This is a genomic window from Pseudomonas sp. 22526, from assembly GCF_052044735.1.
GTDB classification, from domain to species: Bacteria; Pseudomonadota; Gammaproteobacteria; order Pseudomonadales; family Pseudomonadaceae; genus Aquipseudomonas; species Aquipseudomonas piscium.
Map to the genome: position 1 here is coordinate 95,173 of NZ_JBQENK010000009.1, position 24,079 is coordinate 119,251.

The 24,079-nt window shown below is 62.2% G+C and carries 21 protein-coding genes; 3 read left to right on the forward strand and 18 right to left on the reverse strand.

Annotation, left to right across the window (positions count from 1 at the left end; all coding sequences use genetic code 11):
* Positions 1-280: 280 nt before the first annotated feature.
* The 8 genes from ACTJKT_RS15460 to ACTJKT_RS15495 form a co-directional block, all read right to left on the reverse strand.
* Positions 281-1,171, reverse strand: a complete 891-nt coding sequence (locus ACTJKT_RS15460; protein WP_440787689.1) for an ABC transporter permease subunit — start codon at positions 1,169-1,171, stop codon at positions 281-283.
* Entirely contained in the window at positions 1,168-2,049 is an 882-nt protein-coding gene (locus ACTJKT_RS15465) for an ABC transporter permease subunit (protein ID WP_193725263.1), read from the reverse strand. The genes ACTJKT_RS15460 and ACTJKT_RS15465 overlap by 4 nt, the downstream gene beginning before the upstream one ends.
* Before the next feature lie 35 nt (positions 2,050-2,084).
* Positions 2,085-3,227 (reverse strand): ABC transporter ATP-binding protein, encoded by a 1,143-nt coding sequence (locus ACTJKT_RS15470; protein WP_440787690.1) that lies wholly within the window; start codon positions 3,225-3,227, stop codon positions 2,085-2,087.
* Between the two features lie 71 nt (positions 3,228-3,298).
* A complete protein-coding gene (locus tag ACTJKT_RS15475; RefSeq protein WP_009051375.1) occupies positions 3,299-4,393 on the reverse strand; it encodes a polyamine ABC transporter substrate-binding protein in 1,095 nt (364 codons plus the stop codon).
* Positions 4,394-4,579: 186 nt separating this feature from the next.
* The gene (locus ACTJKT_RS15480) at positions 4,580-5,674 is read right to left on the reverse strand and encodes a polyamine ABC transporter substrate-binding protein (RefSeq protein WP_440787801.1); all 1,095 of its coding nucleotides are present in this window, start codon (positions 5,672-5,674) and stop codon (positions 4,580-4,582) included.
* A gap of 185 nt (positions 5,675-5,859) precedes the next feature.
* Positions 5,860-7,224, reverse strand: coding sequence for an aspartate aminotransferase family protein (locus ACTJKT_RS15485; protein ID WP_440787691.1), 1,365 nt, complete (start codon positions 7,222-7,224; stop codon positions 5,860-5,862).
* A gap of 57 nt (positions 7,225-7,281) precedes the next feature.
* Positions 7,282-8,640 (reverse strand): glutamine synthetase family protein, encoded by a 1,359-nt coding sequence (locus tag ACTJKT_RS15490; RefSeq protein ID WP_009051378.1) that lies wholly within the window; start codon positions 8,638-8,640, stop codon positions 7,282-7,284.
* Between the two features lie 30 nt (positions 8,641-8,670).
* Positions 8,671-9,468 carry a gamma-glutamyl-gamma-aminobutyrate hydrolase family protein gene (locus ACTJKT_RS15495; RefSeq protein WP_440787692.1) on the reverse strand — a complete coding sequence of 266 codons (798 nt, stop codon included), beginning with the start codon at positions 9,466-9,468 and terminating at the stop codon, positions 8,671-8,673.
* A gap of 268 nt (positions 9,469-9,736) precedes the next feature.
* On the opposite strand from ACTJKT_RS15495, the gene ACTJKT_RS15500 reads away from it, so the two are divergent.
* Both ACTJKT_RS15500 and ACTJKT_RS15505 read left to right on the forward strand, forming a co-directional pair.
* A complete protein-coding gene (locus ACTJKT_RS15500) occupies positions 9,737-11,113 on the forward strand; it encodes a glutamine synthetase family protein (RefSeq protein ID WP_440787693.1) in 1,377 nt (458 codons plus the stop codon).
* Positions 11,114-11,331: 218 nt separating this feature from the next.
* Positions 11,332-11,976 (forward strand): TetR/AcrR family transcriptional regulator, encoded by a 645-nt coding sequence (locus tag ACTJKT_RS15505; RefSeq protein ID WP_440787694.1) that lies wholly within the window; start codon positions 11,332-11,334, stop codon positions 11,974-11,976.
* A 118-nt stretch (positions 11,977-12,094) separates the two neighbouring features.
* On the opposite strand, the gene ACTJKT_RS15510 is transcribed toward ACTJKT_RS15505, so the two are convergent.
* The 10 genes from ACTJKT_RS15510 to argE all read right to left on the reverse strand — a co-directional run bounded on the left by ACTJKT_RS15510 (position 12,095) and on the right by argE (position 22,538).
* Entirely contained in the window at positions 12,095-12,310 is a 216-nt protein-coding gene (locus ACTJKT_RS15510; RefSeq protein WP_007928303.1) for a TOBE domain-containing protein, read from the reverse strand.
* A 100-nt stretch (positions 12,311-12,410) separates the two neighbouring features.
* Positions 12,411-13,217 carry an aliphatic sulfonates ABC transporter ATP-binding protein gene (gene ssuB, locus ACTJKT_RS15515; RefSeq protein ID WP_440787695.1) on the reverse strand — a complete coding sequence of 269 codons (807 nt, stop codon included), beginning with the start codon at positions 13,215-13,217 and terminating at the stop codon, positions 12,411-12,413.
* Complete coding sequence (gene ssuC, locus ACTJKT_RS15520; protein ID WP_440787696.1) at positions 13,214-14,002, reverse strand: aliphatic sulfonate ABC transporter permease SsuC; 789 nt, start codon at positions 14,000-14,002, stop codon at positions 13,214-13,216. Before ssuC ends, ssuB begins: the two co-directional genes overlap by 4 nt.
* Before the next feature lie 9 nt (positions 14,003-14,011).
* Entirely contained in the window at positions 14,012-15,160 is a 1,149-nt protein-coding gene (ssuD, locus tag ACTJKT_RS15525; RefSeq protein ID WP_210689948.1) for an FMNH2-dependent alkanesulfonate monooxygenase, read from the reverse strand.
* A gap of 25 nt (positions 15,161-15,185) precedes the next feature.
* Positions 15,186-16,154, reverse strand: coding sequence for a sulfonate ABC transporter substrate-binding protein (locus tag ACTJKT_RS15530; RefSeq protein WP_440787697.1), 969 nt, complete (start codon positions 16,152-16,154; stop codon positions 15,186-15,188).
* Between the two features lie 89 nt (positions 16,155-16,243).
* Entirely contained in the window at positions 16,244-16,837 is a 594-nt protein-coding gene (gene ssuE, locus ACTJKT_RS15535) for an NADPH-dependent FMN reductase (protein ID WP_038574950.1), read from the reverse strand.
* Between the two features lie 315 nt (positions 16,838-17,152).
* The gene (locus ACTJKT_RS15540) at positions 17,153-17,791 is read right to left on the reverse strand and encodes a peroxiredoxin (RefSeq protein ID WP_007928285.1); all 639 of its coding nucleotides are present in this window, start codon (positions 17,789-17,791) and stop codon (positions 17,153-17,155) included.
* 272 nt (positions 17,792-18,063) lie between these two features.
* Entirely contained in the window at positions 18,064-19,437 is a 1,374-nt protein-coding gene (locus ACTJKT_RS15545) for an OprD family porin (protein ID WP_440787698.1), read from the reverse strand.
* Between the two features lie 508 nt (positions 19,438-19,945).
* On the reverse strand, positions 19,946-21,244 hold the full coding sequence (gene argA / locus ACTJKT_RS15550) for an amino-acid N-acetyltransferase (RefSeq protein WP_097306555.1): 1,299 nt from the start codon (positions 21,242-21,244) through the stop codon (positions 19,946-19,948).
* Positions 21,245-21,389: 145 nt separating this feature from the next.
* Positions 21,390-22,538, reverse strand: a complete 1,149-nt coding sequence (argE, locus tag ACTJKT_RS15555; protein WP_440787802.1) for an acetylornithine deacetylase — start codon at positions 22,536-22,538, stop codon at positions 21,390-21,392.
* 158 nt (positions 22,539-22,696) lie between these two features.
* On the opposite strand from argE, the gene ACTJKT_RS15560 reads away from it, so the two are divergent.
* Positions 22,697-24,064 carry a CYTH domain-containing protein gene (locus ACTJKT_RS15560; protein ID WP_440787699.1) on the forward strand — a complete coding sequence of 456 codons (1,368 nt, stop codon included), beginning with the start codon at positions 22,697-22,699 and terminating at the stop codon, positions 24,062-24,064.
* Positions 24,065-24,079 lie beyond the last annotated feature (15 nt).

The window sequence follows — 24,079 nt, forward strand, 5'->3', positions numbered from 1 at the left end:
GCTCGCTCCTACAGGGGCCGCCAGGCGCGCATTGCGTCGGCAAGTAGGCGGACCGGGCAACCCGAAGCGCCCGGATGGTCAAGGTAGCCGCTGCCGCAGGCTGCGATAGGTCCGAAGGACCTCGGCGACCTTGAGACCGCTGCGACCGTTCTCCGAACGCGGCCCGGGTCGATCGTCCGAACGCGGCCCGAGCCTGCGGCAGCGGCTACCCCCGAAAACGACATCGCCCCTGAACAGGGGCGATGTCTTGTCACGGTCAAAGCCTTCCGGCTGTCGCTTATCAGGCAGCTTCCGGGGCCTGCGCGCGACGCACGTCCGGCTGTTTCCAGGAATCGGCCGCAGCCTCTTCGATGGCCTGCTGGATGGCGCGCTTGCGGCGCTCTTCGGCCCGACGGCTGAAGTACCAGACCAGGAAGGTCACCAGCGACACCGCCAGCAGGATCAGGCTGGCCACCGCGTTGATCTCCGGCTTCACGCCGAGGCGCACCGCCGAGAATACTTCCATCGGCAGGGTGGTGGAGCCCGGGCCGGAAACGAAGCTCGCCAGTACCAGGTCGTCCAGGGACAGGGCAAAGGACATCATGCCGCCCGCCGCCAGCGAGGGCGCGATCATCGGGATGGTGATCAGGAAGAACACCTTCCACGGCCGCGCACCGAGGTCCATGGCCGCCTCTTCGATGGACAGGTCCAGCTCACGCAGGCGCGCCGACACCACCACCGCCACATAGGCCGCGCAGAAGGTGGTGTGGGCGATCCAGATGGTGACGATGCCACGCTCCTGCGGCCAGCCGATCATCTGCGCCATGGCCACGAACAGCAGCAACAGCGACAGACCGGTAATCACTTCCGGCATCACCAGCGGCGCGGTGACCAGGCCGCCGAACAGGGTGCGGCCCTTGAAGTGGGTGATCCGGGTCAGCACAAAGGCCGCCAGGGTGCCCAGGGCCACCGCGGCGATCGCGGTGTAGCAGGCGATCTCCAGGGAACGCACCACCGAGCCCATCAGTTGCGAGTTGTCCAGCAGGCCGACGTACCACTTCACCGACCAGCCGCCCCAGACCGTCACCAGCTTGGAGGCGTTGAACGAGTAGATCACCAGGATCAGCATCGGCAGGTAGATGAACAGCAGCCCCACCACCAGCATCAGGCTCGAGAAACTGAAGCGCTTCATTCCTTGCCCTCCATTTCTTTGGCCTGACTGCGGTTGAAGAGGATGATCGGCACAATCAGGATCGCCAGCATCACCACTGCCAGGGCCGAAGCCACCGGCCAGTCACGGTTGTTGAAGAACTCTTGCCAGAGCACTTTACCTATCATCAGGGTTTCCGGACCGCCGAGCAGTTCCGGGATCACGAACTCGCCCACCACTGGGATGAACACCAGCATGCAGCCGGCGATGATGCCGTTCTTCGACAGCGGCACGGTGATTTTCCAGAAGCTGTTGAAGTGGCTCGAACCCAGGTCCGAGGCGGCTTCCAGCAGGCTGGTATCGTGTTTCACCAGGTTGGCGTAGAGCGGCAGGATCATGAACGGCAGGTACGAATAGACCACGCCGATATACACCGCCAGGTTGGTGTTGAGGATCTGCAGCGGCTCGTCGATCAAGCCCATGCCCATCAGGAAGCCGTTGAGCAGGCCGTTGTTGCTGAGGATGCCCATCCAGGCATAGACGCGGATCAGGATCGCGGTCCAGGTCGGCATCATGATCAGCAGCACCAGCACGGTCTGCAGCTCTTTGCGGGCGCTGGCGATGGCATAGGCCATCGGGTAGCCGATCAACAGGCACAGCAGGGTGCTGAAGAAGGCCATCTTCAGCGAGCCGAGGTAGGCGGCGATGTAGAGTTCGTCGTCGCCGAGCATCGCGTAGTTGCCCAGGTTGAGCAGCACCTGCAGCTTCTGGTCGATGAAGCTGTAGATCTCGGTGTACGGCGGAATGGCCACGTCCGCTTCGGCAAAGCTGATCTTCAGGACGATGAAGAACGGCAGCATGAAGAACAGGAACAGCCAGAGGAACGGGACCCCGATGACCATCTGACGGCCACCGGGAATTATTCGACTGAGGCGGCGCTTGAGCTTTCGCATGTTCATGAGCGCAGTACCACGCCGCTGTCGTCTTCCCACCAGACGTACACCTGGTCGCCCCAGGTCGGACGCGCGCCGCGCCGCTCGGCGTTGGCCACGAAGGACTGCACCAGCTTGCCGCTCGGCAGCTCGACGTAGAACACCGAGTGGCCTCCCAGGTAGGCGATGTCGTGCACCTTGCCGCTCGACCAGTTGTATTCGCAGGTCGGCATGTCCGGGGTCACCAGGAGTTTTTCCGGGCGGATGGCGTAGGTCACCGACTTGTCCTGCACCGAGGTGCTGATGCCGTGGCCCACGTAGATGTTGCGATCCAGGTCCTTGCAGGTGATGGTCGCGTGGCCTTCGGCGTCGTCGATCACTTCACCTTCGAAGATGTTGACGTTGCCGATGAATTCGCAGACCAGGCGGCTGGTCGGGGTTTCGTAGATGTCGATCGGGCTGCCGATCTGGGCGATCCAGCCCAGGTGCATGATCGCGATACGCTCGGCCATGGTCATGGCCTCTTCCTGGTCGTGGGTCACCATCACGCAGGTCACGCCGACGCGCTCGATGATCTCCACCAGTTCCAGTTGCATCTGCGAACGCAGCTTTTTATCCAGGGCGCCCATCGGCTCGTCGAGCAGCAGCAGTTTCGGCCGCTTGGCCAGGGAACGGGCCAGGGCCACGCGCTGGCGCTGGCCGCCGGACAGCTGGTGCGGCTTGCGCTTGGCGTACTGGCTCATCTGCACCAGCTTGAGCATCTCGGCCACGCGGGCATCGATCTCGGCCTTGGAAATCTTGTCCTGCTGCAGGCCGAAGGCGATGTTCTGCGCCACGGTCATGTGCGGGAACAAGGCATAGGACTGGAACATCATGTTGATCGGCCGCTCGTAGGGCGGCATGTCGGTGATGTCCACACCGTCCAGGTAGATGCGCCCCTCCGTGGGCCGTTCGAACCCTGCGAGCATGCGCAGCAGGGTGGACTTACCCGAGCCGGAACCGCCGAGCAGGGCGAAGATCTCGCCTTTCTTGATTTCCAGGGACACGTCGTCCACGGCAATCGTCTCGTCGAACTTCTTCGTGACCCGGTCGATCTTGACCAACACCTGCTTCGGTGTCTGGTCGCCCTCGAGGGCTTTCTTGTAGGCGCCGGAGGCAACTGCCATTTACGAAACTCCCAACAGAATTTGCAGTTCGCCCCATGCGGGCGAACTCTGGATAGTTTGAGCGATTGACGCTATTTGCCCGACTTGACCTTGGTCCAGCTGCGGGTCATGAGTCGTTGGATCTTGGGCGGCAACTCTGAGTTGACGTACAGCTTGTCGACAATCTCCTGCGCGGGGTAAACCGCTTCGTCCTTGCGCACCGATTGGTCCATCAGCTCGCCCGCCTTGGGGTTCGGGTTGGCATAACCGACGGAGTCGCTGACCTGGGCGATCACCTCAGGCTTGAGCAGGTAATTGATGAAGGCATGGGCCTGCTTGACGTTACCGGCGTCCTTGGGAATGGCCAGCATGTCGAACCAGAGGTTGCCGCCTTCCTTGGGAATCACATAGGCGATTTCGATGCCCTTGCCGGCTTCGGCGGCACGCGCCTTGGCCTGGAACACATCGCCGGAGAAGCCCGCAGCCACGCAGATTTCGCCATTGGCCAGGTCGGAGATGTATTTCGAGGAGTTGAAGTAGGTCACGTAAGGCCGCACCGCCAGCAGCTTGGCTTCGGCCTTCTTGTAGTCGTCGGGGTTCTGGCTGTTGGGGTCCAGGCCCATATAGTTGAGTACCGCCGGGAGCATTTCATCGGCGGAGTCGAGGAAGGCCACGCCGCAGCTCGACAGTTTCTTGATGTTTTCCGGCTCGAACAGCATGGCCCAGGAGTCGATCTTGTCCACGCCCAGCGCGGCCTTGACCTTCTCGACGTTGTAGCCGATGCCGTTGGTGCCCCACAGGTAAGGCACGGCGTACTGGTTGCCCGGGTCGTTCTTCTCCAGGCGCTTGAGCAGAACCGGGTCGAGATTCGAATAGTTGGGCAGCTGCGCCTTGTCGAGCTTCTGGAACGCCCCGGCCTTGATCTGCTTGCCCAGGAAGTGGTTGGACGGCACGACCACGTCATAACCGGTACGACCGGCGAGCAACTTGCCTTCCAGGGTTTCGTTGGAGTCGAACACGTCGTACAGCGGCTTGATGCCGGTGGCCTTTTCGAAGTCCGCCAATGTGCTCTGACCGATATAGTCGGACCAGTTATAAATATGCACGGTCGGCGCGGCATAGGCGCTGACGGCCAGCGTCAGTCCGGCGCCCACCAGCATGGCTTTGCGAAATAAAGAAATAGGCAAGTGGAGGTCCTCTCAACAATTGGGCCTGAGTTGCCCGCACTAAATGACAGCCAAGAGCTGCCCAGCAACAAAACCGGCGCGCAACTTACCTTCGATAAACCGATCCAGCAAAACTTTCTGTCATTTAATTGCACCGCTGACCGCCCTCGCGGGGACGACGGCCAGCGGTTGCTGCCTCAAACCGGCTTATTTGCCGGATTTGATCTTGGTCCAGCTGCGGGTCAGCTCACGCTGGGTAGCGGCCGGCAGATCGGCGATCGCATACAGCTTGGCCTGCACGTCCGCTGGCGGGTAGATGCCTGGATCGCTGGTGATGTCTTTTTCCACCAGCGCCGTTGCGGCGGCGTTGCCGTTCGGGAAACGCACGGCGTTGGTGATGCTGGCCATGACTTCAGGCTTCTGCAGGAAGGTCATGAACTTGTAGGCACCCTCGACGTTCTCGGCATCCTTCGGAATGGCGACCATGTCGAAGAAGCTGCCGGCACCTTCTTTCGGAATGACGTAGCTGACTTTCACCTTGTCGCCGGCTTCGGCGGCACGAGACTTGGCCTGCTGCACGTCACCCGAGTAACCGACCGCTACGCAGATGTTGCCGTTGGCCAGGTCCGAGATGTACTTGGAGGAGTGGAAGTAGGTGATCGAAGGACGGATCTTGAGGAACAGCTCTTCGGCTTTCTTGATGTCGTCTTTCTTCTGGCTGTCGGTCGGCAGGCCCAGGTAATGCAGGGCGACCGGGAGCATTTCGGTCGGCGAGTCGAGGAAGCTCACGCCGCAGCCCTTGAGCTTGGCGATGTTCTCGGGCTTGAGCAGGGTGTCCCAGGAATCGATCTTGTCCACGCCCAGCGCGGCCTTGACCTTCTCCGGGTTGTAACCGATGCCGATGGAACCCCACATGTATGGGAAAGCGTGCTTGTTGCCCGGGTCACTGACCGAAACCGCCTTGAGCAGATCCTGGTTCAGGTTTTTCCAGTTGGGCAACTTGGAGACGTCCAGTTCCTGATAAACACCGGCCTTGATCTGCTTGGCCAGGAAGTTGTTCGACGGCACGACCACGTCGTAACCGGACTTGCCTGCCAGCAGTTTGGCTTCCAGGGTCTCGTTGCTGTCGAAAACGTCGTAGACCACCTTGATCCCGGACTCTTTCTCGAAGTTCGCGATGGTGTCCGGTGCGATGTAGTCGGACCAGTTGTAAACGTGCAACACCTTGTTGTCCGCCTGGGCCGCTGCCGCCATCACGCCCATCAGGGACATGGCGAGGAGGGTCTTGCCAGCTTTCTTCATACCTAATGCCTTCATGCGTCATGCTCCAATTATTCTTTTTAACCTTGTGTTCAGCGACCGGTTGCCAGGCAACTAAAAACAGGCGGTAGTCTGGCAAGTTCCAAGGCGGGCTTTCAACAAAAGACCCAGCCTTTATGGCCGCCCCGGGCGAAGTACCGCGAAGTACTTCGCTCAGAGCCTAGCACTTAGCCCTGCAACGCACTCAGGGTCAGGTCCAGGCACTTGCGGGCCTTGCTCACCAGCTCATCGATCTCTTCCTTGGTGATCACCAGGGGCGGAGCAATGATCATGGTGTCGCCCACGGCGCGCATGATCAGGCCGTTGTCGAAGCAGAACTGCCGGCAGATCATGCCGACGCCCTTTCCGACATACCGCGCCCGGGTGGCCTTGTCCTGAACCAGCTCGATGGCGCCCAACAGGCCGACTCCGCGAACCTCACCCACCAATGGGTGATCGTTCAGTTCCCGCAGGCGTTTCTGCAAATAAGGTGCCGCTTCTGCCTTGACGCGCTCGATAATTTTTTCGTCGCGCATGATGCGCAGGTTTTCCAGGGCCACGGCGGCGGCCACCGGGTGCCCGGAATAGGTGAAACCGTGAGCGAAGTCGCCGCCCTCGTTGAGCACCGCCACCACTTCGTCGCGAACGATCAGGCCACCCATGGGGATGTAACCGGAGGTCAGGCCCTTGGCGATGGTCATCATGTCCGGCTTGAGGTCGTAGAAATCGCTACCGAACCACTCACCGGTACGCCCGAACCCACAGATCACCTCGTCGGCGACGAACAGGATGTCGTACTTGGCGAGGATCTCCTTGATCCGCGGCCAGTAGCTGTCCGGCGGTATGATCACACCGCCCGCGCCCTGGATCGGCTCGGCAATGAAGGCGCCGACGTTATCGACGCCGAGTTCGAGAATCTTCTCTTCCAGCTGGTTGGCCGCCCAGATCCCGAATTCGTCCGGGGTCATGTCGCCGCCTTCGCCGAACCAGTAAGGCTGCGGGATATGCACGATGCCCGGGATCGGCAAGTCGCCCTGTTCGTGCATATAGGTCATGCCGCCCAGGCTCGCGCCGGCCACGGTGGAACCGTGATAGCCGTTGACCCGGCTGATGATGGTTTTCTTCTGCGGCTGGCCCTTGATCGCCCAGTAGTGGCGAACCATGCGCAGCATGGTGTCGTTGCCTTCGGAGCCGGAACCGGTGAAGAACACATGGTTCATGCCCTGCGGGGCGACATCGGAGATGGCCTTGGCCAGTTCCAGCGCCGGTGGGTGGGCGGTCTGGAAGAACAGGTTGTAGTACGGCAGCTCGCGCATCTGCTTGCTGGCGGCGTCGGCCAGTTCTTCGCGGCCGTAACCGATGGCCACGCACCACAGCCCGGCCATGCCGTCGAGGATCTTGTTGCCCTCGCTGTCCCAGAGGTAAACGCCCTCGGCGTTGGTGATGATCCGCGGCCCCTTCTCCTTCAACTGTTTGAAGTCGCTGAAGGGTGCCAGGTGGTGCTCGCTGCTGAGGGTTTGCCACTCACGGGTTTGCGGGTTGTTGCTGGTCATTGGAACTCTCCTGATTTTCCGGTGAGGGCGCCGCCAGTGACGGCGGCGCCCCGCGCATCAGACGGCGAAGAGCAGGAATTCCCGCTCCCACGAACTGATGACGCGCTTGAAGTTTTCATGCTCGGCCCGCTTGACCGCGACGTAGCCAGTGATGAATTTCTTGCCCAGGTACTTCTCGATGGTCTTGCTGTTTTCCATGCGTTCCAGAGCGTCCTCGATGGTCAACGGCAGGCGCAGGTTGCGCCGCTCGTAACCACGGCCGACCACCGGCGCGCTCGGGTTGTGGCCTTCGACCATGCCGATGAAACCGCACAGCAGGCTGGCGGCGATGGCCAGGTAAGGGTTGGCGTCGGCGCCCGGCAGGCGGTTTTCCACCCGGCGGTTCTGCGGCCCGGCATCCGGGACACGCAGGCCCACGGTGCGGTTCTCTTCGCCCCACTCCACGTTCACCGGCGCCGAGGTATCCGGCAGGAAGCGGCGGAACGAGTTGACGTTGGGCGCGAACAGCGGCAGCAGCTCGGGGATGAACTTCTGCAGGCCGCCGATGTGGTTGAGGAACAGCTGGCTCATGGTCCCGTCGTCATTGGAGAAAACGTTCTTGCCAGTCTCGATGTCGATGATGCTCTGGTGCAGGTGCATGGCGCTGCCCGGCTCGCCGGTCATCGGCTTGGCCATGAAGGTGGCGGCCACCTCGTGCTTGAGCGCGGCTTCGCGCATGGTGCGCTTGAACACCAGGATCTGGTCGGCCAGGGACAGGGCGTCACCGTGACGGAAGTTGATTTCCATCTGCGCCGTGCCGTCTTCGTGGATCAGCGTGTCGAGGTCCAGCTCCTGCAGTTCGCACCAGTCGTAAACGTCCTCGAACAGCGGGTCGAATTCGTTGGCCGCTTCGATGGAGAACGACTGGCGACCGGTTTCCGGGCGACCGGAGCGGCCGACCGGCGGCTGCAACGGGTAGTCCGGGTCGTCGCTGCGCTTGGTCAGGTAGAACTCCATCTCCGGCGCCACGATCGGCTGCCAGCCGTGGTCGGCGTAGAGTTTCAGTACCTTCTTGAGCACGTTGCGCGGCGACAGCTCGATCGGGTTGCCCTGCTTGTCGTAAGTGTCGTGGATCACCTGGGCGGTCGGCTCGATGGCCCAGGGCACGAGGAATACCGCGTTCTGGTCCGGGCGGCAGACCATGTCGATGTCGGCCGGGTCCAGCAGTTCGTAATAGATGTCGTCTTCGACATAGTCGCCGGTCACCGTCTGCAACAGCACGCTCTCGGGCAGGCGCATGCCTTTTTCGGCGATGAACTTGTTGGTTGGCGAGATCTTGCCCCGGGTGATCCCGGTCAGGTCGCCAATCATGCATTCGACTTCTGTGATCTTGTGGTCTTTCAACCAATCGGTGAGCTGGTCGAGGTTGTTACTCATAAATGCCTCTAGGCGTGAGTTTCCTGACTCTTATAAGCCAGGTTTTTGTGACGCATTGGCGTCGCGTTGCATTACCCGCTTGCGACAGGCATCGCCAAATGCCTGGAAGATCGCGAGGTAGTGGGGGTTAGAGCTTACCTGCCATTCAGGGTGCCATTGCACCCCCAAAGCAAAAGCCTTGCCTCCCTCGATCGGCGCCCCCTCGACGGAGAAGGCTTCGATCAGGCCGTCGGGTGCCAGGGCCTCTATCCTAAGGCCCGGCGCCAGACGTTCAACGCCTTGGCCATGAATCGAATTGACTGCAATCTGCGCCGGCAGGCCGAGGCCGGCCAGCACCCCGCCCGGCTGTACATGCAGCGCATGGGCCGGACCGTATTGCACTTCCACCGGCTGGCTATCGTCCTCGCGGTGGTCCATGAACGGGCCGGCTTCGTGGACCCGCTGATGCAGGCTGCCGCCGAAGGCCACGTTCATTTCCTGGAAGCCGCGGCAGATCCCCAGCACCGGAACCCCGGCCGCCACCGCGGTGCGGATCAGCGGCAAGGTGCTGGCATCACGGGCAGGATCGTGCGCGGTTCCCGGCGCGCTGGCGGGACCTTTATAGTGGAAAGGCTCGATATTGGAGGGTGAACCGGTAAAGAGGATGCCATCCAGACTGTCCAGAATATCGGACGGGCTCAGAATATCGGCCAGGGACGGGAGGATCATGGGCACGCCCTTGGCTGCTACTGCCACTGCGCGAACGTACTTGTCGCCACTGATGTGATAAGCATGCAGACCGATCTGCCTGGAGCAGGCGGTGACGCCGATTAACGGCAGGCGAGACATGAAACACCCCGGTATTATTGCTGTTATGGGTTTGAATCGAGCTTAGCCTTGTTCATTTTTTTACACAACACCCCCGTAAAAAATACAACACGGCCCGCTCAAGTATGCAGTGGCCAAGGCCTGCGAAGGCAAAAAAGCGCCCCAAAAATGCCCCGCCGGCGCTTTTTTAGGGCAAAAAAGCCCTCGCTTGACTTCGGCATGCCGTTCGGGTTGACTGAAACCTGAAAAGATCAATGATTGATATTTTTAACAACAAAGGTGTTGCATCATGTCGGTACCCCCGCGTGCCGTTCAGCTTAACGAAGCGAACGCGTTCCTTAAGGAACATCCTGAGGTTCTGTACGTTGACCTTCTGATTGCGGATATGAATGGTGTGGTGCGCGGCAAGCGCATCGAACGCACCAGCCTCCACAAGGTTTACGAGAAAGGCATCAACCTGCCGGCCTCTTTATTTGCCCTGGATATCAACGGCTCGACGGTGGAAAGCACCGGCCTGGGCCTGGACATCGGCGACGCCGATCGAATCTGCTACCCAATCCCCGATACCCTGAGCAATGAACCCTGGCAGAAGCGCCCCACCGCGCAACTGCTGATGACCATGCACGAACTCGAAGGCGATCCTTTCTTCGCCGACCCGCGCGAAGTGCTGCGTCAAGTCGTTGCCAAGTTCGATGAGCTGGGCCTGACCATCTGCGCCGCCTTCGAGCTGGAGTTCTACCTGATCGACCAGGAGAACGTGAATGGCCGGCCACAGCCGCCACGCTCGCCGATCTCCGGCAAGCGCCCGCATTCGACCCAGGTCTACCTGATCGACGACCTCGACGAATACGTCGACTGCCTGCAGGACATTCTCGAAGGCGCGAAAGAACAAGGCATCCCGGCCGACGCCATCGTCAAGGAAAGTGCTCCGGCGCAGTTCGAAGTGAACCTGCACCACGTCGCCGACCCGATCAAGGCTTGCGACTATGCGGTACTGCTCAAACGCCTGATCAAGAACATCGCCTACGACCATGAGATGGACACCACCTTCATGGCCAAGCCTTACCCAGGCCAGGCGGGCAATGGCCTGCACGTCCACATTTCGGTCCTGGACAAAGACGGCAAGAATATTTTTGCCAGCGAGGATCCCGAGCAGAACGCCGCACTGCGTCACGCGATCGGCGGTGTGCTCGAGACCCTACCGGCGCAGATGGCTTTCCTCTGCCCGAACGTCAACTCCTACCGTCGTTTCGGCGCGCAGTTCTACGTGCCGAACTCACCAAGCTGGGGCCTGGACAACCGCACCGTCGCCCTGCGCGTGCCGACCGGTTCCGCCGACGCGGTCCGCCTGGAGCACCGCGTGGCCGGCGCCGACGCCAACCCGTACCTGCTGATGGCTTCGGTCCTGGCGGGCGTGCACCACGGCCTGACCAACAAGGTCGAACCGGGCGCACCTACCGAAGGCAACTCCTACGAGCAGAACGAGCAAAGCCTGCCGAACAACCTGCGCGACGCACTGCGCGAGCTGGACGACAGCGAAGTCATGGCCAGGTACATCGACCCGAAATACATCGATATCTTCGTCGCCTGTAAGGAAAGCGAGCTGGAGGAGTTCGAACACTCGATCTCCGACCTCGAGTACAACTGGTACCTGCACACCGTGTAAGCGGCTGCAGCAAAAAACGACGCCACAGGTTGCATAAGCCTGTGGCGTTTTTTTATGGCCGCCTTGCGGCGGATCGCGGGCAAGCCTCGCTCCTACAGGATCGGGGTGTACGCCATTTCTNCACCACCCCGTAGGAGCGAGGCTTGCCCGCGAAGGCGTGCTGGCAGACAACACCCGACACGCCTCGTACAATGCCCGCTGCCCCGCAGGAGACTCCAATGACACGCGTAGCCACCCCCCGCAAACCCCGCGCACGCAGCCAGGCCCGGATCGACTCGATACTCGATGCCGCCCGCACCCTGCTTGCCGCCGAGGGCGTGGCCAGCCTGTCGATCTACAGCGTGGCCGAACGCGCGGAGATCCCGCCCTCCTCGGTCTATCACTTCTTCGCCAGTGTCCCCGCCCTGCTCGAAGCCCTGACCGCCGACGTCCACGCCGCGTTCCGCGCCTGCCTGCAAGAGCCTATCGACCACGCGGCCCTGAGCAGTTGGCACGACCTGTCGCGCCTGGTCGAGCAGCGCATGCTCGCCATCTACAGCGCCGACGCCGCGGCCCGCCAGTTGATCCTGGCCCAGCATGGCCTCACCGAGGTCACCCAGGCCGACCGCCAGCACGACATCGAACTGGGCGACCTGATGCACAAGCTGTTCGACCAGCACTTCCAGCTGCCGGCGCTGCCCACGGATGTCGACGTGTTCGCCCTGGCCATGGAACTGGGCGACCGCGTCTACGCCCGCTCAGTCCAGCAGCACGGGCAGATCACCGAGCGCATGGCCGAGGAAGGCATGCGGGTGTTCGATGCCTACCTGGGGCTGTACCTGCCGCCTTACCTGCCCAAGCGCGAGATAGCACGGTCGGGCTGATGCCCTATCGCGAGCTTGCTCGCGATGGCAGCCTTGACCTCTCCACACCGCTCAAGCCCGGCCCCACAAAAAAGCCCCGAAGGGCTCACGCCATCCGGGGCCGGTTGTCGCGCATCGATCACAACTTGGCGATCGACACCTCGGTGGATTTCACGAACGCGATCACTTCGCTGCCGATCGCCAGCTCCAGCTCCCGCACCGAACGGGTGGTAATCACCGAAGTGACGATGCCGGAGGCAGTCTGCACGTCGATTTCCGAGAGCACGTCGCCTTCGACGATTTCCTTGATGGTGCCTTTGAACTGGTTGCGAACGTTGATGGCCTTGATAGTCATGGTATTTCTCCTCGGGTCAAAATTAGCGGCAAGTTTCAAGCTGCAAGTAAAAGCACTCGACTCCTTCTTGCAGCTTGAAGCTAAAAGCTTGCCGCTGCTTTTATTGCGCCCAGCGCAGTTGCGTGGGCAAGGGTGAAACGGGTTCCGGCTCGGGTGGTGACCCGGGCAGCGACAGCACGCGGTTGAGTACTTCGGCTTCCAGCGCCGCCAGTCGATGGGAGCCACGCACCCGTGGGCGCGGCAGCTCCACCAACAGATCGAGACCGACCTCGCCTTCTTCGATCAGGATCACCCGGTCGGCCACCGCCACCGCTTCGCTGACATCGTGGGTCACCAGCAGGACGGTGAAGCCATGCTGCTGCCACAGGCGCTCGATCAGTTGCTGCATCTCGATCCGGGTCAGGGCATCCAGTGCGCCCAGAGGCTCGTCCAGCAGCAACAGGCATGGCTGGTGAATCAGCGCCCGGGCCAGGGCCACGCGCTGCTTCTGGCCACCGGACAAGGCGGCCGGCCACTCATTGGCGCGATCGGCCAGGCCCACCGCCTCCAGGGCTTCCAGGGCCTGGGGACGCCAGTCGCCCTTGAGGCCCAGGCCGACGTTGTCGATGACTTTCTTCCAGGGCAGCAGGCGCGCCTCCTGGAACATCAAGCGGGTGTCCTCGATGGCCTGGCTCAGCGGCGCGGCACCGGCCAGCAGTTCGCCGCCGGTGGGTTTGTCGAGGCCGGCCAGCAAGCGCAGCAAGGTGCTCTTGCCGCAGCCGCTACGGCCGACCACCGCGACGAATTGCCCGGCCGGAATATGCAGGTCGATCTCGCGCAGCACCTGGCGCGAGCCGAAGGTCTTTTGCAGCTTGCGCACCACCAGCGGAATCCCGCGCAGCAGGCGTGGAGGTTGTTGAGCCGTCATTGCGCACCCCCCTTGGCCACTTGATAGGCCGGATGCCAACGCAGCCAGGCACGTTCCAGACCGCGCGCGGCGAGGTCCGCCAGTTTGCCGAGCACGGCGTACATGACGATGGCCAGCACCACCACATCGGTCTGCAGGAATTCCCGGGCGTTCATTGCCAGGTAGCCAATGCCGGAGCTGGCGGAGATGGTTTCCGCGACGATCAGCGTCAGCCACATGAAGCCCAGGGCGAAACGCACGCCCACCAGGATCGAAGGCAAGGCGCCCGGCAGTATCACCTGGCGGAACAGACTGAAGCCGGACAAGCCATAGCTGCGCGCCATTTCCACCAGCGCCGGGTCGACGTTGCGGATGCCGTGATAAGTGTTCAGGTAGATCGGGAACAGGGTGCCCAGGGCCACCAGGAAAATCTTCGCCGACTCGTCGATGCCGAACCACAGGATCACCAGGGGAATCAGCGCCAGGTGCGGCACGTTGCGGATCATCTGCACCGAGCTGTCGAGCAGGTGTTCGCCCCACTTCGACAGGCCGGTGATGAAGCCCAGGGCCAGGCCGATGCCGCCGCCGATCAGGAAGCCGATCGCCGCGCGCCAGCCGCTGATGGCCAGGTGGGTCCAGATTTCGCCGCTGCGGATCAGGCCGACGCCAGCTTCGATCACCGCGCTGGGTGCCGGCAGGATCCGCGTCGACAGCCAGCCGGCCGAGACCGACAACTGCCACACCGCCAGTAACAGCAACGGCAGGGCCCAGGGCGCCAGGCGATGGAACAAGGATTGTCTGTTCATGGCCACGCCTCAGCTCTGGGACGCAGCTTTGGGAATGATGTCGTTGGCGACCATTTCGCCGAACGGGCTGACGTACCCGGCGCCCTTGGGCAGCTCGGGACGCTGGATATCCAGGTGCGGGAACAGCAGCTCGGCCACCCGGTACGACTCTTCCAGATGGGGGTAACCGGAGAAGATAAAGGTGTCGATACCCAGGTCTGCGTACTCCTTCATCCGTGCCGCCACGGTCGGGCCATCGCCGACCAGCGCAGTGCCGGCGCCCCCCCGCACCAGGCCGACGCCGGCCCAGAGGTTGGGGCTGACTTCCAGCTTGTCACGGCGCCCACCGTGCAGGGCGGCCATGCGTTGCTGGCCGACCGAATCGAAGCGCGCCAGGGAAGCCTGGGCCCGGGCGATGGTGTCGTCGTCCAGATGGGAGATCAGGCGCTCGGCCGCTTGCCAGGCTTCGGCGTTGGTTTCCCGCACGATCACATGCAGGCGAATGCCGAAGCGCACGCTGCGCCCCTGCTTGGCGGCCTTGGCCCGGACCTGCTCGATCTTTTCGGCCACCGCGGCCGGTGGTTCGCCCCAGGTCAGGACCATGTCCACCTGTTCGGCAGCCAGATCCTGCGCGGCTTCCGAGGAGCCACCGAAGTACAGCGGCGGACGCGGCTGCTGGATCGGCGGATAGAGCAGCTTGGCGCCCTTCACGCTGATGTGCTGGCCGTCGTAGTCGACGGTTTCGCCTTCCAGCACCCGGCGCCAGATGCGGGTGAATTCCACCGAAGCCTGGTAGCGCTCTTCATGGCTGAGGAACAGGCCGTCGCCGGCCAACTCGTCCGGATCGCCACCGGTCACCAGGTTGAACAGTGCCCGGCCGCCGGACAGGCGATCCAGGGTTGCCGCCTGGCGTGCCGCCACCGTCGGGGAAATGATCCCGGGGCGCAGGGCGACCAGGAACTTCAGACGCTGGGTCACCGGAATCAGCGAGGCTGCCACCAGCCAGGAATCCTCGCAGGAACGCCCGGTGGGGATCAGCACGCCACCGAAACCGAGACGGTCGGCCGCCTGGGCGATCTGCTGCAGGTAGCCGTGGTCGACGGCGCGAGCGCCTTCGGCGGTGCCAAGGTAATGGCCGTCGCCGTGGGTAGGCAGGAACCAGAAAATATTGAGGCTCATGGAGTTGTCTCCTAAGGGGATCGAGTTACGGCGCTTTGGCAACGGCGGCTGGAGGCGTCCAGATCACGTCTTTGATGCTCAGGGGTTTGGGAATCAACTTGAGCTGGTGAAAGCTGTCGGCGATTTTCTGCTGGGCCGCCACCACGTCCGGGGTCAGGAAGTGCGCGCCATAACCCTGGCGTTTCACCGAGGTCAGGGTGATGTCCGCCGGCAGGCCAAGCAGTGGCGCCACCTGTTGGGTCACTTCGTCCGGGTTGGCCTTGGACCACTCGCCCACCGCGCGCACTTCTTCCACCAGGGTCTTGATCACCTCGGGGTGCTGTTGCGCGTAGGGTTTGGTCGCCAGGTAGAACTGGTGGTTGTCGACGATGCCGCTGCCGTCACGCAGGGTGCGGGCTTGCAGCTGCTTCTCGGCCGCCGCCTGATAGGGGTCCCAGATCACCCAGGCATCGACGCTGCCACGCTCGAAGGCGGCGCGGGCATCGGCGGGCGGCAGGAATACGGTCTGGATGTCGCTGTACTTGAGGCCGGCGTCTTCGAGGGCGCGGACCAGCAGGTAATGCACGTTGGAGCCCTTGTTGAGGACCACCTTCTTGCCCTTGAGCTCGGCGACCGACTTGATCGGCGAATCCTTGGGCACCAGGATCGCTTCGCTGGTCGGCGCCGGCGGCTCGTAGGCCACGTACAGCAGGTCGGCACCGGCAGCCTGGGCGAATACCGGCGGGGTCTCGCCGGTGACGCCGAAGTCGATGGAGCCGACGTTCAGCCCCTCCAGCAGCTGCGGGCCACCGGGAAATTCGGTCCATTGCACCTGCACGCCCTGCTCCGCCAGGCGCTTCTCCAGCGAGCCCTTGGCCTTGAGCAGCACCAGGGTGCCGTATTTCTGATAGCCGATACGCAGGGTTTCGGCCGCTTGGGCTTGAACGATGGCGTCGAAGGACACAGCCGCAGCAAACAGAGCGACCAGACCACGACGCAAAATCACAGGGCGCATGGCGCTCTCCTTTTTGCTGTTGGGTTTTGGCTGCACCTGCTAAGCCGTTGGCGGCGAAGTAAGGCCAGTACTTCAGATTCGGGTGGGGCTCAAATGCTCCAGCGAGCACTCAACAAACGGTCATTCAACAGATTCGGGTCCAGCGGCTTGGGCCGCCGCGCCATGGCGCTGTGGAACTGTTCCAGGGCTTCGCGCAGACGCTGTTCCAGCGCCGGCGCTAGCTGCGCCTGGGCACTGCCTTCGCCGTAGGCGATCTGGCTGTCCTCGGCGAAGATGCCCTGGAGCATCTCCTGGGCCTTGAGGGCCGACAGCACCGGCTTGAGCGCGTAGTCCACCGCCAGCATGTGGGCGATGCTGCCGCCCGTGGCCATCGGCAGCACCACCTTGTGGTTCAGGGCGCGTTCCGGCAGCAGGTCGAGCAGGGTTTTCAGCGCGCCGGAAAACGATGCCTTGTAGACCGGGGTGGCGATCAGCAAGCCGTCGGCCTGTTCGATCTGTTGCAACAGGTCGATCACCATCGGGCTGTCGAAGCGTGCGTGGAGCAGATCCTCGGCCGGGAAATCCCGGACCTGATAGTCGACCACTTCCACACCTTGTTGCTGCAACCAGCGTTTGGCGTGTTCCAGCAGCACCCCGGAGCGGGAGCGTTGGCTGGGGCTGCCACCGAGTGAGACGACCAGCATGCAGAGGTTTCCTTTAGCGGTAATGGGCGATTCGCGGTTTGCGATCTCGCTGAGCTGAGCTGACCTTAACAGCCTATTTATATATCCATAAATCTTATTTTTTCATTTGTTTATTCTTTAAATGAATATAAGAAGCGCCATTCTCCAGGCAAAAAAATAGGCCGTCGAAACGGCCTTAAAACCCCTGCTTTGTGGAAGCGGTAGATGGTCTGTCGGAGCGCGAGGCTTGCCAGCGATGGCGTCATCCGTGACCGACACGACAACCGNCCGGTCGCGCCTATCGCGGGCAAGCCTCGCTCCTACAGGTTCACGGTGTCAGCGATTCGGTTGCGGGGTCAGGCGCAGGTAGGGTTTGACCGCGCGATAACCTTTGGGGAAGCGTTTCTTGATTTCCTCTTCGTCCTTGAGCGACGGCACTATCACCACTTCATCACCGTCCTGCCAGTTGGCCGGGGTGGCCACCTTGTAGTTGTCGGTGAGCTGCAGCGAGTCGATCACCCGCAGGATCTCGTGGAAGTTGCGCCCGGTACTGGCCGGATAAGTGATGGTCAGGCGCACCTTCTTGTTCGGGTCGATGACGAACAGCGAACGCACGGTCAGGGTGTCGTTGGCATTCGGGTGGATCAGGTCGTACAGGTCCGAGACCTTGCGGTCGGCGTCGGCCAGGATCGGGAAGTTGACCAGGGTGTTCTGGGTTTCGTTGATGTCCTCGATCCACTTGTGATGCGAGTCCACCGGGTCCACCGACAGGGCAATGGCTTTCACGCCACGCTGGGCGAACTGCTCCTTGAGCTTGGCGGTGAACCCCAACTCGGTGGTGCACACCGGAGTGAAGTCCGCTGGGTGGGAAAACAGCACGCCCCAACTGTCGCCGAGCCACTCGTGGAAACGAATCTTGCCGGCACTGGAATCCTGTTCGAAGTCGGGGGCGATGTCGCCAAGTCTGAGGCTCATGTTGCTGCTCCTGTGAGTGCGTTATGAGCCCTACTGTGCCTGCGCCTGGGAATATTTAAAAAGAATAAATATCGATTTATTTAGATCGTAAATGAATATTAAAAATCTCTTCACTGGATTCGCGCGCGCCCAGGGCACACCATCCTCGACAAGGTTCGAGAAGGCCTTGAGTAGCTGTAAAGAGGGGTTTCAGGGAGGACCTGCGGGGGTGGGTCCGACCTGGATGACAACACCTCGCCCGGCATTGCGCCGGGCGAGGTTTTAACGTCGGATTACAACAGCGGGATCGAGTAGCTGACGATCAGGCGGTTTTCGTCCTGCGAGCGCTGGCCCGGAATGTCGTTACGCCACATGGCGTTTTTCCAGGTCAGGCCGAGGTTCTTCAGCGGACCTTCCGGAATCACGTAGGCCACGGTCAGGTCGCGTTCCCACTCGCTGGCGTTGGTCGCCGAAACGGTACGCTGAGGGAGAACGGAACCCTCTTTGCCGGAAGTGTCGATATTATCGCCACGCAGATAGATCACACCGGCGGTCAGGCCAGGCACGCCTACCTTGGCGAAATCGTAGGAGTAGCGAGCTTGCCAGGTACGTTCGCCAGCACGGGCGAACTTGGCGATCTGCATGTCGGTAGTCAGGTAAGCCGACGAACCGTCACCCTGGTTCAGCCAAGGGAAGTCGCTGTCACCGTTACTCACCTGGTAGCCGCCACCGAAGGTATGGCCGGCAACCGAGTACAGGAACAGGCCGCTGATCAGGTTGTTATCAACCTTGCCCTTGGTGATGCCAGTGCCGTAGTCACCGGTGGTGTAGTAGGCCGAATCATGGCCGTTGGCACCGTCGTCACGGCTGTTGAAGTAGCGCAGGTCAGACTTCAATACGCCCGGGCCGATAGCCCAGTTGTGCAGCAGGCCAACGAAGTGCTGCTTGTAGAAGTCTTTCAGGTTGCCGTAGTAGTACTGAGCGGTCAGATCTTTAGTGATCTTGTAGTCACCACCACCGTAGATGAACTTGTTGCTGTCACGACCGGCAGCGGTGTGCGCGTTGGCGCCAGCAATCGACAGTTCTTCGTTGTTGCTGGAGTTACGACCCTTGGCATGCTCGATCTGACCACCGACCAGTGTCAGGTCCTTGATGTCGTTCGAGGTGATCTGACCGCCCTGGAAGGTTTGCGGCAGCATACGACCATCGTTGGTCACGATAACCGGCAGCTTTGGCTGCAGGGTACCGAGCTTCAGCTCAGTCTGAGAGATCTTGGCTTTGGCAGTCAGGCCCAGGCTGGAGTAGTTGTCGACCGCTTTGCCGTTGGACTCGCTTGGGAAGACGGTGCCGCCATAAGAGGTAGCAGTGGCGCCGTTGGTGCCGCCGCCCGAATCCAGCTTGATGCCCAACAGGCCGATGGCGTCGAGACCGAAACCGACGGTGCCTTGGGTGTAACCGGAAGTGAAGTTGAGCTGGAAGCCTTGGCCCCACTCTTCCTGCTTGCTCTGTGCGCCGGACGCCTTGGTATCGGCATCGCGGTTATCGGTATTGATATAGAAGTTACGCAGACCCAGAGTGGCCTTGCTGTCTTCGATGAAACCGGCGGCGCCTGCCTGCTGCGCCAGAACCCCAACGGCCACAGCCAGGGCCAAGGTGGACTTGTTCATGTTTCGCTCCTCTCGTTTCTAATTCTTGTGTACTCAGGCCCAGGGTCTGCTGCCCCGGGTCCATCGGTGGGCGATTAGCGCCAGACCGTGACCCATAAGTCAATCGTAACCAACTGTGTCTACGACCAAGGTCTAATCGCGATGATTGGGTCCTTGCAGGGTAATGAATTTCTCATAAACCCAAAAAGAATTATTTCATTCTTTTTCATACCGTTCGGGTATATCGACAGGTACATCCGTTTGAGCCGTGGCCCAAGGTATCGGCGTCCTGTTTGATTCCTGAATGGTATTTCCCCGCTGATCTTTAGATCGATCAGTTAAAACATAAGCCAGATACGTCAACCAGTATCGAAAAGGCGACGCAATAATGGCTGGGCGCCGATGATCCAGTCAATTTGTTACAGTTTTTGTATCGCGCGCATTTATTTTTCTGAAACCTGAATCAGGCGCGACAGGCGCAACGAAAAACCCGCCCCTGTCAAGAGCGGGTTGCCGAACGGGATGAAGCTCAGAGGGCTTTTTCGAAGATTTTCGAGTTGCGCTGGTAGTTGTACAGCGAGGCCCGCGCGGAGGGCAGGCGCTCGACGCTGCTAGGGGCGAAACCGCGTTCGCGGAACCAGTGAGCAGTACGAGTGGTGAGGACAAACAGGGTTTTCAGGCCCTGGGCCCGGGCCCGGGTTTCGATCCTTTCCAACAGTTCGTCGCCGCGACCGCCATGGCGGTATTCCGGGTTCACTGCCAGGCAGGCCAGTTCCCCGGCGTCGGAGTCGGCGATCTGGTAGAGCGCGGCGCAGGCAATGATCATCCCCTCGCGCTCGACCACGCTGAACTGCTCGATCTCACGCTCCAGCACCTCGCGGGAACGCCGCACCAGAATGCCCTGCTCTTCCAGCGGACTGATCAGATCCAGCAGGCCGCCAACGTCCTCGATGGCCGCCTCGCGGACCAGTTCGAACTGCTCCTGGGCCACCAGCGTACCGCCACCGTCACGGGTGAACAGTTCGGTCAGCAGCGCGCCGTCTTCGGCGTAACTGACGATATGGCTGCGCCCTACTCCCCCCCGGCAAGCCTCTGCTGCGGCATCCAGCAGTTCCGCCTGATAGTTGCTGCCCAGGCGCTGCAAATGGGCCGGCACCTGTTGCGGACGCAATTCGCGCACCAGATTGCCGTTTTCATCCAGCAGGCCACGCTCGGCGCCGAACAGCAGCAGCTTGTCGGCAGCCAGGTCGATGGCCGCGCGGGTGGCGACGTCTTCGCAGGCGAGGTTGAAGATTTCCCCGGTCGGCGAGTAGCCCAAGGGCGACAGCAGCACGATCGAGCGCTCGTCCAGCAGGCGGTTGATACCCTTGCGGTCGACCCGGCGCACTTCGCCGGTGTGGTGATAGTCGACGCCTTCGAGCACGCCGATCGGCCGGGCAGTGACCAGGTTGCCGCTGGCGACCCGCAGCCGCGAACCCTGCATCGGCGAGGACGCCATGTCCATGGACAGCCGCGCTTCGATGGCGATGCGCAACTGGCCGACGGCATCGATCACGCATTCCAGGGTCGCCGCATCGGTGATGCGCATGCCGTGGTGGTAGTGCGGGGTCAGGCCGCGCGCAGCCAGGCGGGTTTCGATCTGTGGACGCGAGCCATGCACCAGCACCAGGCGCACACCCATGCTGTGCAGCAGCACCAGGTCATGGACGATGTTGCCGAAGTTCGGATGTTCTACGCCGTCGCCGGGCAGCATGACCACGAAGGTGCAGTCGCGGTGGGCATTGATGTAGGGAGAAGCGTGACGAAGCCAATTGACGTATTCGGGCATAACCTGAGCCTGTAAATAAGAAGCAGCCTATAAAAGGACGAAACGGGAAAACGCACAGCGGGCTGGTGGTTATCGTCGGAACAGGCTTGGCGACACGCTCGCTCTCCTTGAGGTACGGGCTTGGCCGTCGGTGATTTAGTAAAAATCAGGCCGGCGTCAGGCAGTAATGGTTAATCAGTTCACGTAGTAGATGCACGGTAGGCTGCAAGCGTGACATTTCGAGGTATTCCCCCGGCTGGTGAGCACAGGCGATGTCGCCAGGGCCCAGCACCACTGTCTCGCAGCCAAGGCGCTGAAGATAAGGCGCTTCGGTGCCGAACGCCACTGCTTCGGCGCGATGGCCGGTCAGGCGCTCGGCCACCCGCACCAGTTCGCAGTCTTCGGCCTGCTCGAAGGCCGGCGCTTCGGGGAACAGCGGCGCGTAGTCGATCTTCACCTGATGCCGCTCGGCTACGGGCACCAGCTTCTGCCAGATAGCCGCCCGCAGCGCCTGCGGGTCCATGCCCGGCAACGGCCGCAGGTCGAACTCCAGCGAGCATTGGCCGCAAATGCGGTTCGGGTTGTCGCCGCCGTGGATACAACCAAGGTTCAGGGTCGGCTGCGGCACGCTGAACTGCGGATTGCGAAATTCGCGCTGCCACGCCAGGCGCAGGCCGCGCAGTTCGCCGATGGCATCGTGCATGGCTTCCAGGGCGCTATGGCCCAGGCTCGGGTCGGAGGAATGGCCGCTGCGCCCGAGAATATCGATGCGCTCCATCATCACGCCTTTGTGCATGCGAATCGGCCGCAGCCCGGTCGGCTCGCCAATCACCGCGGCGCGTCCCAATGGCCGGCCGGCTTCGGCCAGGGCCCGGGCGCCAGCCATGGAGCTTTCCTCGTCACAGGTGGCGAGGATCAGCAAGGGTTGCTTGAAGGGCTGGTCCAGCAGCGGCCGGACCGCCTCGATGACCAGGGCGAAAAAACCTTTCATGTCGCAACTGCCCAGGCCGACCCAGCGCCCGTCGACCTCGGTGAGCTTCAGCGGGTCGGTCTGCCACAGCGCGCCGTCGTAGGGCACGGTGTCGCTGTGCCCGGCCAGCACCAGGCCGCCGGGGCCGCTGCCGAAACTGGCGAGCAGGTTGAACTTGCCAGGGCTGACCTGCTGGATATCGCAGGCAAAACCCAGGTCGCCGAGCCAGCTCGCCAGCAGGTCGATGACCGCACGATTGGACTGATCCAGCGCCGGCTGGGTACAGCTGACCGAAGGTGTGGCAATCAGCGCAGCGAACTGCTCTTTCATGGACGGCAATGGCATGCGCTGGCTCCCGGGTTCCAAGACGAAGTCCATCATAGAGCCATCCTGCGACAGGAATAAACCGCCACGGCACCTCGACGCGGCGAGTCCTGTACACTGCACGACCTTGGCAGCCACACATTCCCCCGGCTGCGCTCCCGATCCTGGATTTTCCGGCCATGCAGAAAGAAACCGAAATCAAACTCCGCGTCAGCCGCGAAACCCTCGCCGCCCTGCGTGAGCACCCGCTCCTGAAAAAACGCAACAAAAGTGGCTGGGAACACCGTGAACTGATGAACCAGTACTTCGACACGCCCGAGCGCGACCTGGCCCGCGCCAAGGTCGCCCTGCGCCTGCGCCGCGACGGCGAAGAAGTGATCCAGACCCTCAAGACCCGCGGCCAGAGCGTCGCCGGCCTGTCGGAACGCAACGAGTACGACTGGCACCTGGCCAAAGCCAAGCTCGACCTGAAGAAACTCGACGGCGAATGCTGGCCCGAGCAACTGGCCGAGCTGGACAAGAAAACCCTCAAGCCGCTCTTCACCACCGACTTCGTCCGCGAACGCGCGGAAATCGCCTGGGGCCGCGGCAAGGCCAAGGTGGTGATCGAAGCCGCCCTGGACCTGGGCCACGTGATCGCCGGCAAGCAGAAGGAAGAGATCTGCGAGCTGGAACTGGAACTGCGCGAAGGCGAACCGGCTGCCCTGCTGGAACTGGCCGCCGAGCTGGCCGCCACCCTGCCGCTGATGCCCTGCGACATCAGCAAGGCCGAGCGCGGCTACCGCCTGTTCGACGCCAACAGCTATTCCCTGAGCCTGCCCGCTCCAGAGCTGAGCGCGGAAACGCCGCTGGACGACGCCTTCGCGGCGCTGACCTGGCACCTGTTGGGCAGCAGCCAGCGCCTGGCCGAGCAGTATCGCTTCAACGGTCACTGGCGCTTGCTGCAGGACTGGGTCGAGAACCTGGCGGAACTGCGCGCCCTGGTCAGCAGCCTGGGCCAGGCCGCGCCGCGCCAGGCGACCGCCGAATTGCGCGCTTCGCTGGACGGTCTGCTGGAAGACTGGCGCCCGCTGGTGCAAGCCGGCCTGGACGATGAAGACGTGCGCAAGGCCGCGCCCGAGCAGTTCATCGAAGAGCTGCAGGATGTGCGCTGGGGCCTGTTCTCGCTGAACACCTCACGCTGGTTGCTGGACCGCAGCTGGACCGCCGAGCGCAATACCCGTGGCAACCGCCAGGGCGCGGCGCAACTGGGCAGCTGGTTGCCGCGCCTGCTGGCCGACGAAGCCAGCTCCCTGCAACTGCCACGCTACCAGCAACAGCCGGAAGACCTGGCCGAGCAGCTGCCGCGCATCGAACGCATCCAGTCCTGGCTGCATCACGCGCGCAACGTGCTGGACATCCCGGAGCTGGACCGTCTGTACGGCGAGCTGAACAAGCTGGCGCAACTGGCCAACGAACCGATCACCGACGAAGCCCTGGATGCCCGCAAGCAACAGGCGATCACGGTGTTCCAGAACCGCGCGTGGAAGACCTTGCTGCGCATGTGACAACCTCATCGCGAG

Coding starts and splice junctions, on each gene's coding strand:
- argE (WP_440787802.1), bottom strand. CDS start 22,538: ATGCCATTGCCGTCCATGAAAGAGCAGTTCGCTGCGCTGATTGCCACA.
- argA (WP_097306555.1), bottom strand. CDS start 21,244: ATGCCCGAATACGTCAATTGGCTTCGTCACGCTTCTCCCTACATCAAT.
- ACTJKT_RS15500 (WP_440787693.1), top strand. CDS start 9,737: ATGTCGGTACCCCCGCGTGCCGTTCAGCTTAACGAAGCGAACGCGTTC.
- ACTJKT_RS15530 (WP_440787697.1), bottom strand. CDS start 16,154: ATGCGCCCTGTGATTTTGCGTCGTGGTCTGGTCGCTCTGTTTGCTGCG.
- ACTJKT_RS15560 (WP_440787699.1), top strand. CDS start 22,697: ATGCAGAAAGAAACCGAAATCAAACTCCGCGTCAGCCGCGAAACCCTC.
- ssuD (WP_210689948.1), bottom strand. CDS start 15,160: ATGAGCCTCAATATTTTCTGGTTCCTGCCTACCCACGGCGACGGCCAT.
- ssuB (WP_440787695.1), bottom strand. CDS start 13,217: ATGACGGCTCAACAACCTCCACGCCTGCTGCGCGGGATTCCGCTGGTG.
- ACTJKT_RS15470 (WP_440787690.1), bottom strand. CDS start 3,227: ATGGCAGTTGCCTCCGGCGCCTACAAGAAAGCCCTCGAGGGCGACCAG.
- ACTJKT_RS15510 (WP_007928303.1), bottom strand. CDS start 12,310: ATGACTATCAAGGCCATCAACGTTCGCAACCAGTTCAAAGGCACCATC.
- ACTJKT_RS15495 (WP_440787692.1), bottom strand. CDS start 9,468: ATGTCTCGCCTGCCGTTAATCGGCGTCACCGCCTGCTCCAGGCAGATC.
- ssuC (WP_440787696.1), bottom strand. CDS start 14,002: ATGAACAGACAATCCTTGTTCCATCGCCTGGCGCCCTGGGCCCTGCCG.
- ACTJKT_RS15460 (WP_440787689.1), bottom strand. CDS start 1,171: ATGAAGCGCTTCAGTTTCTCGAGCCTGATGCTGGTGGTGGGGCTGCTG.
- ACTJKT_RS15480 (WP_440787801.1), bottom strand. CDS start 5,674: ATGAAGAAAGCTGGCAAGACCCTCCTCGCCATGTCCCTGATGGGCGTG.
- ACTJKT_RS15540 (WP_007928285.1), bottom strand. CDS start 17,791: ATGAGCCTCAGACTTGGCGACATCGCCCCCGACTTCGAACAGGATTCC.
- ACTJKT_RS15485 (WP_440787691.1), bottom strand. CDS start 7,224: ATGACCAGCAACAACCCGCAAACCCGTGAGTGGCAAACCCTCAGCAGC.
- ACTJKT_RS15505 (WP_440787694.1), top strand. CDS start 11,332: ATGACACGCGTAGCCACCCCCCGCAAACCCCGCGCACGCAGCCAGGCC.
- ACTJKT_RS15545 (WP_440787698.1), bottom strand. CDS start 19,437: ATGAACAAGTCCACCTTGGCCCTGGCTGTGGCCGTTGGGGTTCTGGCG.
- ssuE (WP_038574950.1), bottom strand. CDS start 16,837: ATGCTGGTCGTCTCACTCGGTGGCAGCCCCAGCCAACGCTCCCGCTCC.
- ACTJKT_RS15490 (WP_009051378.1), bottom strand. CDS start 8,640: ATGAGTAACAACCTCGACCAGCTCACCGATTGGTTGAAAGACCACAAG.